This window comes from Mesorhizobium jarvisii (assembly GCF_003601985.1).
Classification (GTDB): Bacteria; Pseudomonadota; Alphaproteobacteria; order Rhizobiales; family Rhizobiaceae; genus Mesorhizobium; species Mesorhizobium jarvisii.
The window spans coordinates 28,279-41,007 of sequence record NZ_QZXA01000004.1; the positions used below are offsets into that span (position 1 = coordinate 28,279).

The window sequence follows — 12,729 nt, forward strand, 5'->3', positions numbered from 1 at the left end:
GGTCAAAACAACGACAGCTGTTCGCAGGAACGCACGATGGTGTCGCGCAGGCCGGTTTTGTCGGTGACAGCGCCTGGCGACCAGCCTTCGGCGATGATGAATGGCCGAAGCTTGGCGATCGACTGACAGATCCGCCCGACATCTTCGAGCCGCATTCGCCGGTGGCGCCGCGTCTCCAGGATTCTTGCCACCACCTTGGTGCCGAGGCCAGGCACGCGCAGCAGCGCCTCGCGATCCGCGCGATTGATGTCGACTGGAAACTGGCCTCGATTGCGCAGCGCCCAGGCGAGCTTCGGGTCGATGGCGAGATCAAGCATGCCATCGCTGCTGCCGGCCAGGATTTCCGGCTGCGAGAACCCGTAAAAACGCATCAGCCAGTCGGCCTGGTAGAGCCGGTGTTCGCGCATCAGCGGTGGCTTCTGCAGCGGCAGCGACGATGACGAGTCCGGGATCGGACTGAAGGCCGAGTAATAAACCCGCCGCAGATGATAGCTGCCATAGAGCCGCGCGCTGGTGTGCAATATGCCGTCGTCCGAGGTCTTGTCGGCGCCGACGATCATCTGCGTCGACTGGCCACCCGGCGCAAAGCGTTCGCGCTTCTTGGTCCTCAGCGTCGGCTCGGCCTTTTCCTCTATCTTCTGGCGCAGCCTGGCCATGGAAAGACGGATCGTTTCCGGCTTCTTTTCCGGCGCCAGTTTCTTGACGCCCTCATCGGTGGGCAGCTCGACATTGATCGACAGCCGGTCGGCATAGAGCCCCGCCTTCTCGACCAGTTCGGCAGAGCTTTCCGGAATGGTTTTGAGATGGATATAGCCGGAAAACTTCTCTTCCAGCCGCAGCCGTCGCGCCACCTCGACCATCTCGCCCATGGTTTCATCCGGCGAGCGGATGACGCCTGAGGACAGGAACAGTCCCTCGATGTAGTTGCGCCGGTAAAAATCCATGGTCAGCTTCACCACCTCGTCGATGCTGAAGCGGGCGCGCCGTACATTCGAGGACGAGCGGTTGATGCAATAGCTGCAATCGTAGATGCAAAAATTGGTGAGCAGGATTTTCAGGAGCGAGATGCAGCGGCCGTCCGGTGCATAGGAATGGCAGATGCCCATGCCTTCGGTGGAACCGATGCCGCCGGATTGCTGCGAATCCTTCTTCGCCGAGCCCGATGAGGCACAGGAAGCATCATATTTGGCGGCGTCGGAAAGGATCGCCAGCTTTTCACGGATGGTGAGAGCGCTCATCCGTTCATGATATGTTCTGGGCAACTGCCGCACTACCTCATTTGACATAGGCGGCGAAAAAGTGATCGCCGCCATCTCAAGGTCCTCACACCTCGTGCAAATAGAGATGGTAATCCAGTTCGCTGACCGTGCGTGCCACGCGCAGATATTCCGACTGTTTGATCGCCACGAAGGTGCGGTGCAAATCCTCGCCGAGCGCGCCTTTCAGGAAGCTGGAGGCCTTGGCCGCTTCGATCGCGGCGCGCCAGTCCGCCGGCATCGTCGTGCGGGTAACGGCTGCTTCATAGCCGTTGCCGGTCGTTTCAGGGCCGGGATCGAGCCCTTCGTCGAGGCCTTTGATGATGCCGGCCAGTACCGTCGCGGCGATCAGATAGGGATTGGCGTCGACGCCGGACGGCCGGTGCTCTATGCGCCGGTTCTTGGCGTCGCCAGCCGGCACGCGCAGTGCCACCGAGCGGTTGTTGACGCCCCAGGTCGGCGCCACCGGCGCATAGGATTGCGAGACGAAACGCCGCCAGGAATTGGCGTGCGGCGCAAACACCAGCATCGATTCCGCCATCGTCTGGATCAGCCCGCCGAGACCCTGCAACAGGGGTAGCGACCAGCTCTCGCCGCCGGCTTCGGTAAACACGTTGCGGCCAGCCTTGTCCTGCAGAGAGACGTGGAAATGCATGCCCGAGCCGGCATATTTCTCGATCGGCTTGGCCATGAAACAGGCGGTCACGCCATGGCGGCGCGCCTGCGCCCGCACCAGCCGCTTCAGCATGACGAGGTCGTCGGCCGCCCGCATCACATCCTTGCGGTAGTTCAGCGTCAGCTCGTACTGGCCGGGCGCATATTCCGATATGACCGTCTCGGCCGGAATGCCTTGCGCCTTGGCGGCGGCATAGATGTCTGAGAACAGCGGTTCCATGCCGTGCAGGTGGTCGACGGAATAGACCTCCGTCTTGCCCGAGACGCGGCCATCAAGCACGGCGCGCGCCGGCTGCACCTTGCCGTCGGCGTCTCGCTCATTGGCCAATAGGAAGAATTCCAGCTCGAAGGCGCCGGCCGGGTAAAGGCCCTTGGCCGCGAGGATCTCGACCTGCCGGGCCAGCGCCAGGCGCGGGTCCGACGACATCGGCAGGCCGTCGAGGTGATACATCGCCATCAGCACCTGGCCGCGCGGCGGATTGGTGCCGTAGAGGGGCACCAGCGTGCCGGGGATCGGCCATGCCCTGAGGTCGCCGTCGCCGGTCGTCCAGATCAGTCCGGTCTCGTGCACGTCCTCGCCGGTGATGTCGAGGCCGAGGATCGAGATCGGCATGTGCCGCCCGCCCTCGAAAATGCTTTTCAACTCATGCCGGCGCACGATCTTGCCGCGGCCCACGCCATTGGCGTCCGTCAGCACGATATCGAAGGCTTCGATCTCGGGATGGGCGTCGAGAAAGGCTTGCGCCTCGGTGGGCGAAGACCCCGACGGGGAGGTCACAAAGGCATTGTCCATGGCCGCTTGTCTCATGCCGCAAGCTTTGCCGCAACAGCGCCGAAGGCGCTGATCAGCCGGTTGACCTGTGCGCCTGACGTCGCCGGCGAGATCAGCATCATGTTGTGGAAGGGCGCGATCAGCACGCCACGATTGACCAGCGCGACATGGATGGCGGCCTCCAGTTCCGGCGCATGCGCGGTCTCGGCTTCGGCGCCGTTGCGCAACGGTCCGAGCGCGCAGATGAACTCGACGCGGGCGCCGACGCGGGCAACATGCCAGGGCAGGCGATAGTGGTCGATCACCCCGTTCAGCCCGGCATCCAAACGCCGCGCCAGATGGTCCATGCGGTCATAATTCTCCGCTGTCATCACCTCTTCGAGCGTGGCGCGCATGGTGGCGAACTGCAGCGGGTTGGCCGACAGCGTCGTGCCCATGCCGGAATAGCCGGGTTCCTTGGTCCTGTTGTACTCGGCATAGCGCGAGGCGACTTCATCGCTCATGCCCCACACGCTTGCCGGCACGCCGCCGGCGATCGGCTTGCCCAGCACGAAGAAGTCGGGGTCGAGCCCGTACTTCCCGGTGTAGCCGCCGGGGCCGGTCGAGATCGTGTGTGTCTCGTCGATCAGGAGCAGCGTGCCGGTCTCGCGGGTCAGTCTGCGCAGCGCGTCGTGGAAGCCGGGGTCGGCCAGCACCATGCAGGAATTGGTCAGCACCGGCTCGGCGATGACGCAGGCCACATCCCTGTCCTTGAGGGCTGCTTCAAGGGCTGCAACATCGTTGAACTCGATGACTTTCGCCGTACGGGTCAGGTCACGGAACTCGCCCGCCAGTCCTGGCCGGTTGACCGGCTTGCCGTCGATAAGCCGCACCATCGTCTCGTCGACCGAGCCGTGGTAGCAGCCGTTGAAGACCAAGATCTTTTCGCGCCCGGTGACGGCGCGGGCGACGCGCAGCGAGAAGCGGTTGGCGTCGGTCGCCGTCGTCGCGATCTGCCAGAATGGCAGGCCGAAATGCTGCTGCAGCAGCGGCCCGATGGCAAGCGCGTCTTCCGAGGGCAGCATATAGGTGAGGCCGCGCCCGGCCTGGCGGCGGATGGCCCGCGCCACCGGTGGCGGCGAATGGCCGAACATCGAGCCGGTGTCGCCAAGGCAGAAATCGTCGAGCCTGTTACCGTCAATGTCGGTGATCGCAGCGCCCTTGGCGCTGTCGACAAGGATCGGAAATGGCGTCGGCCAGTCGTTCATCCAGTGCATCGGCACGCCGCCGAAGAAGCCGGGCAGGCCGTTGCTGACCTTGGCCTGCGATTTCGGCCGCGCCTTGCGGAAGGCCGCGCCTTCGGTCTCGCGCAATTCTACGATGCGGTCACGGCTGATGCCGCCGATGGACGTCTTTGAACCGTCGCTGCTGTGCATGAAAACCCCTCTCGTCCGTCCCTCTTAGCCAATCCATGTCCGCAACCGCAATTGGCCGCGCGCCTGCCCTGCATTGGCTCAGCCTGCTCCCGCGGCGCTTGACCGTGCTGGCGAAGTCAGCGCCAATATGAACGGGAATGAGGTGGGGGAACAAAAATGCGGACGATCCTCTGTGTGGCAATGCTACTGGCGTCGGCCGGCACTGCCGTCGCCTCGGGCGGCATCTGGTGCAATGTCGACGACAGGGCGGTGACATTCGACGTCGGCGCCGGTGTCACCCGAGGCATGGGCGGCCCGACCTTCAATTTTCGCGGCGATCTCGAAATCAAGGCGAGGCTGGCTGGCGATGGATTGCGCAAGACGGTGTTCGAGGATTCCAACCTGACCCAGTACTGGCTGGACGACAAGGAACTGCGGCTGAATATCTACCACGAGCACGAGGTGGCCAACGCCTTCAATTCGGTCGAGCTGACGATCCTGACCAAGGCCAGCGACGAAGGCGTCTATGACGGGCAGTACACGCTCGCCGTCTATGACAACGCCGCCGACACGGACAAGGACGGCAAACCGGTGGAACTGACGGGCAAGGTGTCGTGCGGGGCTGAGTAGGCTCGCCGATCGGTTGTGTCAGCCCGCCTGCATCGAGGCGATGGCGCGCCGCATCAGGTCGAGGAACACCAGCCGCTCGTCCTCGCTGAAACCGGTCAGGGCCACCTCGTTTTGTGAACGCGCGGCCTGTGTCGCCGGCTCGCGCAGGCCAACGGCCTTCGCGGTAAGATGGATCGACTGCGAGCGCCCGTCTTCGGGGTGCAGGCGTCGTTCGATCAGGCCGTCACGTTCCATGCGGATCAGCGTGTTGGCCATCGTCGCCTGTTCGACATTGAGACGCTGCACGAGTTCGCGTTGCGTCAGGCCGTCTTCATCCCACAGCGCCAGCAGCGTCATGAACTGGGCGGGCGCCAGGCCAAGCGGCCGGATGCGCTGCTGCAGGCCGTTGGCAAACAACCGCGCCATGTGGTTGGCCAGGAATCCGGCGGATCGTTCTTTCTGAAATGTCATGCCTGCCAGATAATAGTTGAATAGCATGCTATGCAATGATATATAGCTTGCTATGGAGATACAAATGAAAACCAAAATTCATGCGGCAGCGGGCGCCGTCGCGCTCATTACGGTTTCGGCTTTTTGGCTGTCGACGGCTACGGCCGAACTGCTCGGCGACGCGGCCGCGATCACAACGGTCAAGAACTGCGTTCTGGCCGGCATGGTGGTGCTCATCCCGGCGATGATCATTGCCGGCGCGTCTGGCTTCTCACTTGGCAAGGGCTGGAAGAGCCCGGTCGTGGCACGCAAGAAGTGGCGCATGCGCATCATTGCCGCCAACGGATTGCTGGTGCTGGTGCCCTCGGCCTTCCTGCTCAGCAGCTTTGCCACGGCCGGTCGCTTCGACAAGTTCTTCGTAGTCGTCCAGGCGATCGAGCTGGTAGCCGGCGCAACGAACATCGCACTGTTGTCGCTCAACATTCGCGACGGGCTGTCGCTGCGGCGCAAGCCTCTTCGGCTGGCCACGCGAGCGCGGTGAGGTCAGGCCGTGATGTCGATGACGCCGCAGTCGCCGGCCGCGCTGCCGAAGGCGATACGGCGCTCTTCCCTGTCCCACATCATCGCGGTGATGGCGCCCTTGCCTTGCCGGCGCAGCAGCACTTCCTTGGCGTCGGCGAAGCGCGCGGCGATCACCATGCCGTCCTCGTAACCGATCGCCACGACGTCCTGGCTTGGATGGCAGGCCACGCAAGTCACCATCGTGTTGCCGCGCGTGCCGAGTTCCAGCGGCGCCTTGCCCATCGGTCCGTCCTTGCCCGAAAACGGCCAGACGATCGCCGCCGGCGCGCCGGAACTCGCCAGCCATTTGCCTTTGACGCTCCATGACAGACTTTTGACCTTGCCGGGATAGCCGCTCATGCGCATGTGCTTGCCGTCGACCAGCTTCCAGCCATGCAGGGCGTTTTCCTGCATCGTGGTGACGAGGAAGGCGCCATCCGGCGAGAAGGTGATGCCGGTATGGGCGCCGGCCCATTCGAGTTCCACCGGCTTGCCCTCGGCGGCCGGGAAATGCAGCGTCGCGCCATTGTAGCGGGCAACGCCGAAGCGCATGCCCTTGGGCGAAAACGCCAGCCCCTCGACCGAGCGCGGATGGGCAAATTCCCTGGTCTTGCCGTCGGCGAAGCGCACGAAGGCGGTCTTGCCCGTGGCATAGGCGACGGCGCCCTGCGGCCCGGCGGCGACGCTGGTGATCCACTTTTTCCCGGCGCTGGCCACTTCGGTGGCTTCGCCGCCTGTCTTCACGGCAAACACCTTGCCGTCCTCGCCGCCAGTGATCAGCCGGTCGTTGGCCGCATCGTGGAAAGCCGCCAGCAGCCCGTCATTGGCTTGGATGGTCTTGTGGCCATTGTCGAGTCGATGGATAGCGCCATCGGCCAGCGCGAAATGCGGCACGTCGCCAAGGAAGACGGCGGCAACGCAATGGCCTTCGAGGTCGAGGGGGGCAACTGTGGGCATGGATATCTTTGTTCAGTTGAATTGCAGCGGTTGCAGGGGCTTACTCGACGTTTACGGTTCCGGCAACCTTGGAGGATCGGCGAGGCGGCAAGAGGCTGTAATCTAGTCAAAGCAGCCCCTTGGCTCGCAGTTCAGTTGCAAACGTCGCCGATGGCATCACCAGGGTCAAAGCCGATCCCTGGAGGCGCTCTGCACCACAGCTGGCATACCACCTTGCGGACCCGGTCGCTCTTGGCATCGATGATGAGCAGGATGCCGCCGCCTTCGCCGGCAAGCCGCAGGCAGCGCAACGCGGCGGCGGCGAGCAGTTGACCTCCAAGCCCTGCCCGATGGCGGCCTCCCCAACGGAATGGGATAACACCACCGATTGTGATCTCCAGGCGGGAACGGAACTTCCGCACCCTGCGATTGTATGATGACCCAAACCATGTTCTTGGCGATGCTCGCGCCGCTCGCTCCGGTCGTTTGAGAAAGGAACAATGTGCTGGGCTTCTTGGAGCGCAGGGGCCTTCGGCTGTTCGTGACATTGTTGGTCGCTTTGTCAGCCGCTGCCGGCTACGCTTTCCTCAAACGCAGAATATTGTGGGAGATGGTGCAGACCTGCGCACTTGCAAGTACGCGGCTTGGCGTCGCCTTCCCCTGCGACCAGGTGATACTGACCGAGCAGGGGGATGATGGGTCAGTCCTCATCAAATCACCTCTACACCGGACCGAGTTTCTGGTGGCCCCAATCACAGCGATTGCGGGCTTGGAAAGCCCATCCGCCCGTTCCACTGATAGCGCCCAACTATGGAACCGGGCATGGGAAGCCCGACAGAAAGTTGAAGCAAGACTCGGACACGGCCTGCCACGATCAGCTGTTGGCCTGGCGGTTAATTCCCGCTTTGAGCGGTCCCAGGATCAGTTGCACATCCACGTCGATTGCTTGCTGGAGTCGGTGGAAAGGACGCTTGCCTTAGATGGGCCGAAGCAAGACGCGACTTGGCAACCGTTTCCATTGATATTGAAGGGGCGACCCTATTGGATAATGGCAGTGGCTGAGCCGGATCTGCGAACCACTAACGTGGTCGGCCTGGTTGTTGCCGGTTTGCCTCAGGCACGACACACCATGGATGATCTAAATGTACTCGTCGCCGGTGCAACGCTGGCTGACGCGAGGCCGGGATTCTATATTCTGGTAAATTGGGGAAGGGCAGCTGAGCACCTCCTCGATCACAGATGTACGTCGCGCTAGCTATCGCCTGTTGGTCAAAGCCGATCATTCGACCATTTCAAGGATGCACTGGCTAGACACGCCCGCCCGTCTTCCTTTCCTCATAGACAAGCTCCCGCTTCGGCGGCGGGTTTTGTGCTAGAATGGTGGCCGCCTGGCGGTCAGCCGCCATTATCTGGGAAGGAGGCAGGCAGGCGACTTTGACCTCAACCCTGACGGGCGGCGGCAGCCGCTCGCTTGGTCTGATACCAATCAAATCGAGCAAGCGGCGCTGAGCGAAGGGACCGCCGACCTACCGTCGCAGTGGCGGCGTTCGTGGAAACGCCACGATCGTCAACGGCGGCTTCTGAAATTCCACGGCCGCAATTCCTTCGATCATTACATCCAGCCTGGAACCGCACGGCAAAGCCTGACTAGGCCTGGCAGGCCTCGAAACTCTTCTTCAGCCGCTCGGCGTCCAGTTCGCGGCCGATGAACACCAGCCGGCTCTCATGTTTCTCCCCGTCTTTCCAGGCGCGCTGATGGTCGCCCTCGATGATCATGTGCACGCCCTGGATGACGTAGCGTTCATCATCGCCTTTCAGGGCAATGATGCCTTTCAGCCGCAGGATGTTGGGGCCTTCCATCTGGGTGATCTTCTCGATCCACGGGAAGAATTTTTTCGGGTCCATCTCGCCGCCGCGCAACGACACCGACTGCACCGTCACATCATGGATGTCTGAGGGATGCGCGTGGTCGTGGTGATGATGGTCATGCCCGTCATGATCATGGTGGTGGTGATCGTGGCCATAATGGTCGTGATCGTGGTCATGATGGTGATCGTCATGCGCCTCAAGGAAATGCGGATCGTTCTCCAGCGCCCGGGAGAGGTCGAAGGCGCCGCGGTCGAGCACCTCCGACAGGGCGACGCCGGCGCGCGTCGTGCGATGGATCCTGGCCGCCGGATTGATGGCGCGGATCGTCGCCTCGACCTTGGCGAGCTCTTCCGGGGTGACGAGATCGGTCTTGTTGAGGACGACGACATCGGCGAAAGCGATCTGATCTTCGGCTTCCTTGGAATCCTTGAGCCTGAGCGGCAGATGCTTGGCATCGACCAGCGCCACCACCGCATCGAGCTTGGTCTTGGAGCGCACGTCGTCGTCCATGAAGAAGGTCTGCGCCACCGGCACCGGATCGGCGAGGCCGGTGGTCTCGACTACAATGGCGTCGAAGCGCCCCGGTCGGCGCATCAGGCCCTCGACGACGCGGATCAGGTCGCCGCGCACCGTGCAGCAGACGCAGCCATTGTTCATCTCGTAGATTTCCTCGTCGGATTCCACGATCAGGTCGTTGTCGATGCCGATTTCGCCGAATTCGTTGACGATGACCGCGTAGCGCCTGCCATGGTTCTCCGACAGGATGCGGTTGAGCAGCGTCGTCTTGCCGGCGCCGAGATAGCCGGTGAGAACGGTTACGGGGATCTGCGTCTGTGCGTCGCTCATGGCTTGCCTCGATATGACTGGGCCTTGAAATCCAGGCCGCGAAAAAAGGGATTGTCGGCTCCATATAGGATGTGTGCGGGGCTTTTGCACGGGGCAAACCGATGGGCCAAAGCTCTTGGCCCGGCCACTGTGATATCGGCGTGCCGGATGACTGCGAAAGTGCGCCTTTGTCGCGAGCAAGGCGCGTCTCACGCCACGCGGGCCTCACCTTTGCGGCGATTCCCGTGCGGCGAAAAGTCGTTTGTCATCTAACTGAAATAAACATCTGGCATTAGCCACGGCGGGCACCGCAATGCTTGCCGGCAAAGCTGTTTCACGCGCCGGATTCTTTTTATCGTCGATTGCCAACCGGCCGGCTGCGTCTATGCTGTCGCTACCGGTATGGCCGAAGAGGGGATGACCATGGCCAAGGCGGACAAAACTGCAACAATGAGCCGGCTGCATTCGGCGGCAAGGCTGGCAAGAACCGCGCTGGCGGCCCGGCTGCTGGCGCACGGCTTCTATGCCGGCCAGGACCAGATCATGCTGGCGCTCGACCGCGAGGACGGCCAGACGCCTGGCAATCTCGCCGGCCGCCTCGGCGTGCGCCCGCCCACCATCACCAAGACCATCAACCGGCTGCAGGCGCAGGGCTTTCTGGAAAAGCGCGCCTCGTCGGCCGACGCCCGTCAGGCTCATATTTTCCTCACCGACACTGGCCGCGATATCATCCACGCCATCGAGAAATCGGTGAAGAAGACCGAAAAGCAGGCGCTGAAGGGCCTCGACAAGAAAGACCAGAAGGCGCTGTTCAAGCTGCTGGCCCGCATCGAGGCCAATCTCTCCAACGAGGAGCTTGTGCTGATCGACGACGACGCCGAGTCGGACGAGTGATCAGGCCGCTGCTGGAGCCGCGTCCCGGATCAGCGAGGACCAACGCCCCGGCGTCATGCCGAATGCCTTCTTGAATTGCCTGTTGAAATGGCTCTGGTCGGTGAAGCCGGCCTCGACCGCGATCTGCGCCAGGGGCTCGCCGGCGGTAATCATCCGCCGCGCGCGCTGAAGCCGGCGCATCACCAGGAAACGATGCGGGCTGGTCGAGAAGGCGGCGCGGAAATGCCTCGATAAGGCGTAGCGGTCCAGTCCGGTGACGGCTTCCAATTCGCCGGAACGCACCGGGCGCATTGCGTTCTCCGTCAGATAGTCCCGCGCCAGCGTCGCCGCCCGCCATGCCGTCCGGGCCATCGGCTTTGCCGGCTGGCCGGCATGCCGTGCCAGGCCATGCATCAGTTGGGCGAGAAAATCATCGACGAACAGCTCGTCGAGTTCCTGTTGCAGCGGCCCCAGCGCCGAAAGCAGCGTGGCGCAGAAGGCTTCGTCCCGCACCACGGCTTCCCTGACGAAGGGCAACGACGCGCCGCCAAGGCAGTCCAGCATCAGCGACGGTTCGAGGTAGAGCATCCTGTAGCGCAACCCGTCCTCGGTGCCGGCGCCGCCGTCATGCAACTCATCGGGATGCAGCACGATGATCTGGCCGGGCAGGCTTAGCCGCGTCGCGCCGCGATAGCGGAAGGTCTGCACGCCATGCAGCGTCACCCCGATCGCATAGGTGTCATGACGATGCAGATCGAAGGCGCTGCCATGAAAGCGCGCCTCGATCCGCTCCATGCCGGCGGGGTCGGGTGCGGAGATGATGCAATTCTCCGCCGCGTCCGCGCACAAACGTCCAAGACCCTTAGAGGCCTGGCGGTCTAGTTCGAACGACATCGTCTCATTCAGCCTCGCAATCGGGGCCTAACCTCGAATGGTCCATTTTGTCATGTTCGATACGAAATTTGCAATCGTGCTGCGCGAAGACTTGCCCGTCTGGCAGAAACTCAACGTCACCGCCTTCCTGACCAGCGGCATCGTCGCGCAGTTTCCCGACATCATCGGCGAGCCCTATCGCGACCGCTCAGGCAATCTCTACAATCCGCTGTCGATCCAGCCGGTCATCGTGTTGTCGGCAGACCAGGCGACGCTGGCCGCGCTCCACCGGCGCGCGCTGGAGCGCGACGTGACGACCTCGCTCTATGTCGAGGAGATGTTTTCCACCGGCTTCGACGCCGCCAACCGCGCCGTCTTTGCGCAATTCGCGCCAGAAGATGCCAAGGTGGTCGGCATCGCGCTGCGCGCCGAGAAGAAGGTGGTCGACAAGATCACCAAGGGCGCCCGCATGCAGGCATAGCGTGGGAGGCTTGGACTAAGCCTGGCGGCTTCTATTGTTGTGCCAGCGAGCTCATGTGCGCGGCAGTGGCCGACAATTGGCTTGCCGGCAAGCGACAATTCCCGCAAAGGTGCGCTCCAGCCCAGCTTTTCCCCGGCCTGCAAGTGAACGCTTCCCAAAGACATGTCGAAAGCGCGACGCCGCCGGTGGCGATCCTGTGCATGCTGACCACCTATGTCTTCTTCACCTTCCTCGACACCTCAAGCAAATATCTCGTCCTTGCCGGCGTTTCGGCGCTGATCGTCGCCTGGGTGCGCTTTGCCGTGCATGTCGTGCTGGTCGGCACCCTCCTGCGCGGCTGGCGCGATCCGCTGCGGTTTCGCCCGGTCAACCTGCCGGCGCATGTGCTGCGCGGCGTGTTCCTGTTCGGCTCGACCATGTGCAACATCCTGGCCTTGCGCTCCCTGCAGCTGGCCGAGACGACGTCGATCTATTTCTTCGGGCCGATGGTGATCACCGCGCTTGCCGGCCCGCTGCTCGGTGAATGGGCCGGCTGGCGGCGCTGGCTGGCCATTCTGGCCGCCTTCGCCGGGGTCCTCATCATCACAAGGCCCGGTGTCGGCGTCTTCGGCATCGGCCATCTCTTCGCACTCGGCTCGATGCTGTCGAACTGCTTCTATGTCATCATGACGCGCCGCATGTCGTCGACCGAGACGTCGGAAAGCCTGATCCTGTTTTCGGCGCTGGCGCCGACGGTGCTGCTTTTGCCCATGCTGCCGTTTTCCTTCTCGCTGCCGCATGATGGCTGGCACTGGTTCATCCTGCTCATGCTTGGCGTATTCGGCGGTGTCGGGCACTGGCTGCTGGTCCAGGCTTATCGGCTGGCGACGACCACGGCGCTCGCCCCCTATCCCTATTCGCAGATGGTGTGGATGATCATTTCCGGCTGGATCGTCTTCAAGCAGTTCCCGGATCGCTGGACGCTGGTCGGCGCCGCCATCATCGTCGCCAGCGGCCTCTACATCGTCCACCGCGAGCACCGGCTGCGGCTGCAAAGCCGCGCGGCCTCCGATGTCGAGGCCGAGGCGCTGGCAAAAAAACTTTGATTTGCCCCCGATCGGTGGCATAACGCCGCCTTTAAACAGTTTAGGTCGCAATTCAGCTCGTTCGGGGAGC

At 62.9% G+C, this 12,729-nt stretch carries 13 protein-coding genes and 1 pseudogene; 6 read left to right on the forward strand and 8 right to left on the reverse strand.

The window, feature by feature from the left end; translation table 11 throughout:
• Positions 1-2 precede the first annotated feature (2 nt).
• The 3 genes from D3242_RS11240 to D3242_RS11250 form a co-directional block, all read right to left on the reverse strand.
• Positions 3-1,238, reverse strand: coding sequence for a putative DNA modification/repair radical SAM protein (locus D3242_RS11240; RefSeq protein ID WP_064984386.1), 1,236 nt, complete (start codon positions 1,236-1,238; stop codon positions 3-5).
• Between the two features lie 85 nt (positions 1,239-1,323).
• Positions 1,324-2,724: a glutamine synthetase family protein gene (locus D3242_RS11245; protein WP_020629118.1), complete on the reverse strand. Its 1,401-nt coding sequence runs from the start codon at positions 2,722-2,724 to the stop codon at positions 1,324-1,326.
• An 11-nt stretch (positions 2,725-2,735) separates the two neighbouring features.
• Positions 2,736-4,118, reverse strand: coding sequence for an aspartate aminotransferase family protein (locus tag D3242_RS11250; protein WP_064984387.1), 1,383 nt, complete (start codon positions 4,116-4,118; stop codon positions 2,736-2,738).
• Positions 4,119-4,274: 156 nt separating this feature from the next.
• Here D3242_RS11250 and D3242_RS11255 point away from each other — a divergent pair, with 156 nt between their 5' ends.
• Positions 4,275-4,727, forward strand: coding sequence for a hypothetical protein (locus D3242_RS11255; protein WP_064984389.1), 453 nt, complete (start codon positions 4,275-4,277; stop codon positions 4,725-4,727).
• 18 nt (positions 4,728-4,745) lie between these two features.
• Here D3242_RS11255 and D3242_RS11260 read toward each other — a convergent pair whose 3' ends face one another.
• Positions 4,746-5,177, reverse strand: a complete 432-nt coding sequence (locus D3242_RS11260; RefSeq protein WP_032921457.1) for a MarR family winged helix-turn-helix transcriptional regulator — start codon at positions 5,175-5,177, stop codon at positions 4,746-4,748.
• Positions 5,178-5,241: 64 nt separating this feature from the next.
• On the opposite strand from D3242_RS11260, the gene D3242_RS11265 reads away from it, so the two are divergent.
• Positions 5,242-5,697: a hypothetical protein gene (locus D3242_RS11265; protein WP_019862740.1), complete on the forward strand. Its 456-nt coding sequence runs from the start codon at positions 5,242-5,244 to the stop codon at positions 5,695-5,697.
• A 2-nt stretch (positions 5,698-5,699) separates the two neighbouring features.
• On the opposite strand, the gene D3242_RS11270 is transcribed toward D3242_RS11265, so the two are convergent.
• Both D3242_RS11270 and D3242_RS33900 read right to left on the reverse strand, forming a co-directional pair.
• Positions 5,700-6,674, reverse strand: coding sequence for a WD40 repeat domain-containing protein (locus D3242_RS11270; protein ID WP_064984390.1), 975 nt, complete (start codon positions 6,672-6,674; stop codon positions 5,700-5,702).
• Between the two features lie 106 nt (positions 6,675-6,780).
• Positions 6,781-6,997, reverse strand: a pseudogene (locus D3242_RS33900) (GNAT family N-acetyltransferase); the annotation flags it as partial.
• Between the two features lie 266 nt (positions 6,998-7,263).
• On the opposite strand from D3242_RS33900, the gene D3242_RS34465 reads away from it, so the two are divergent.
• Complete coding sequence (locus tag D3242_RS34465; RefSeq protein ID WP_223217910.1) at positions 7,264-7,908, forward strand: CDP-diacylglycerol diphosphatase; 645 nt, start codon at positions 7,264-7,266, stop codon at positions 7,906-7,908.
• Between the two features lie 392 nt (positions 7,909-8,300).
• Here D3242_RS34465 and D3242_RS11285 read toward each other — a convergent pair whose 3' ends face one another.
• The gene (locus D3242_RS11285) at positions 8,301-9,368 is read right to left on the reverse strand and encodes a CobW family GTP-binding protein (RefSeq protein WP_027047662.1); all 1,068 of its coding nucleotides are present in this window, start codon (positions 9,366-9,368) and stop codon (positions 8,301-8,303) included.
• A 402-nt stretch (positions 9,369-9,770) separates the two neighbouring features.
• Between D3242_RS11285 and D3242_RS11290 the strand changes: the two genes are divergently transcribed.
• A complete protein-coding gene (locus D3242_RS11290) occupies positions 9,771-10,241 on the forward strand; it encodes a MarR family winged helix-turn-helix transcriptional regulator (RefSeq protein WP_032921461.1) in 471 nt (156 codons plus the stop codon).
• On the opposite strand, the gene D3242_RS11295 is transcribed toward D3242_RS11290, so the two are convergent.
• Positions 10,242-11,114: an AraC family transcriptional regulator gene (locus D3242_RS11295; protein ID WP_019862744.1), complete on the reverse strand. Its 873-nt coding sequence runs from the start codon at positions 11,112-11,114 to the stop codon at positions 10,242-10,244. It lies immediately after the preceding gene.
• Positions 11,115-11,166: 52 nt separating this feature from the next.
• On the opposite strand from D3242_RS11295, the gene D3242_RS11300 reads away from it, so the two are divergent.
• Positions 11,167-11,574, forward strand: a complete 408-nt coding sequence (locus tag D3242_RS11300) for a DUF2000 family protein (protein WP_064984692.1) — start codon at positions 11,167-11,169, stop codon at positions 11,572-11,574.
• A gap of 143 nt (positions 11,575-11,717) precedes the next feature.
• Positions 11,718-12,659 carry a DMT family transporter gene (locus tag D3242_RS11305; protein WP_081296127.1) on the forward strand — a complete coding sequence of 314 codons (942 nt, stop codon included), beginning with the start codon at positions 11,718-11,720 and terminating at the stop codon, positions 12,657-12,659.
• Positions 12,660-12,729: the final 70 nt, after the last annotated feature.

Bases quoted from the DNA above. Each gene is read 5' to 3' on its own strand.
- D3242_RS11255 (WP_064984389.1), top strand. From the start codon at position 4,275: ATGCGGACGATCCTCTGTGTGGCAATGCTACTGGCGTCGGCCGGCACT.
- D3242_RS11285 (WP_027047662.1), bottom strand. From the start codon at position 9,368: ATGAGCGACGCACAGACGCAGATCCCCGTAACCGTTCTCACCGGCTAT.
- D3242_RS11265 (WP_019862740.1), top strand. From the start codon at position 5,242: ATGAAAACCAAAATTCATGCGGCAGCGGGCGCCGTCGCGCTCATTACG.
- D3242_RS34465 (WP_223217910.1), top strand. From the start codon at position 7,264: ATGGTGCAGACCTGCGCACTTGCAAGTACGCGGCTTGGCGTCGCCTTC.
- D3242_RS11240 (WP_064984386.1), bottom strand. From the start codon at position 1,238: ATGAGCGCTCTCACCATCCGTGAAAAGCTGGCGATCCTTTCCGACGCC.
- D3242_RS11245 (WP_020629118.1), bottom strand. From the start codon at position 2,724: ATGGACAATGCCTTTGTGACCTCCCCGTCGGGGTCTTCGCCCACCGAG.
- D3242_RS11300 (WP_064984692.1), top strand. From the start codon at position 11,167: ATGTTCGATACGAAATTTGCAATCGTGCTGCGCGAAGACTTGCCCGTC.
- D3242_RS11295 (WP_019862744.1), bottom strand. From the start codon at position 11,114: ATGTCGTTCGAACTAGACCGCCAGGCCTCTAAGGGTCTTGGACGTTTG.
- D3242_RS11270 (WP_064984390.1), bottom strand. From the start codon at position 6,674: ATGCCCACAGTTGCCCCCCTCGACCTCGAAGGCCATTGCGTTGCCGCC.
- D3242_RS11260 (WP_032921457.1), bottom strand. From the start codon at position 5,177: ATGACATTTCAGAAAGAACGATCCGCCGGATTCCTGGCCAACCACATG.
- D3242_RS11290 (WP_032921461.1), top strand. From the start codon at position 9,771: ATGGCCAAGGCGGACAAAACTGCAACAATGAGCCGGCTGCATTCGGCG.
- D3242_RS11250 (WP_064984387.1), bottom strand. From the start codon at position 4,118: ATGCACAGCAGCGACGGTTCAAAGACGTCCATCGGCGGCATCAGCCGT.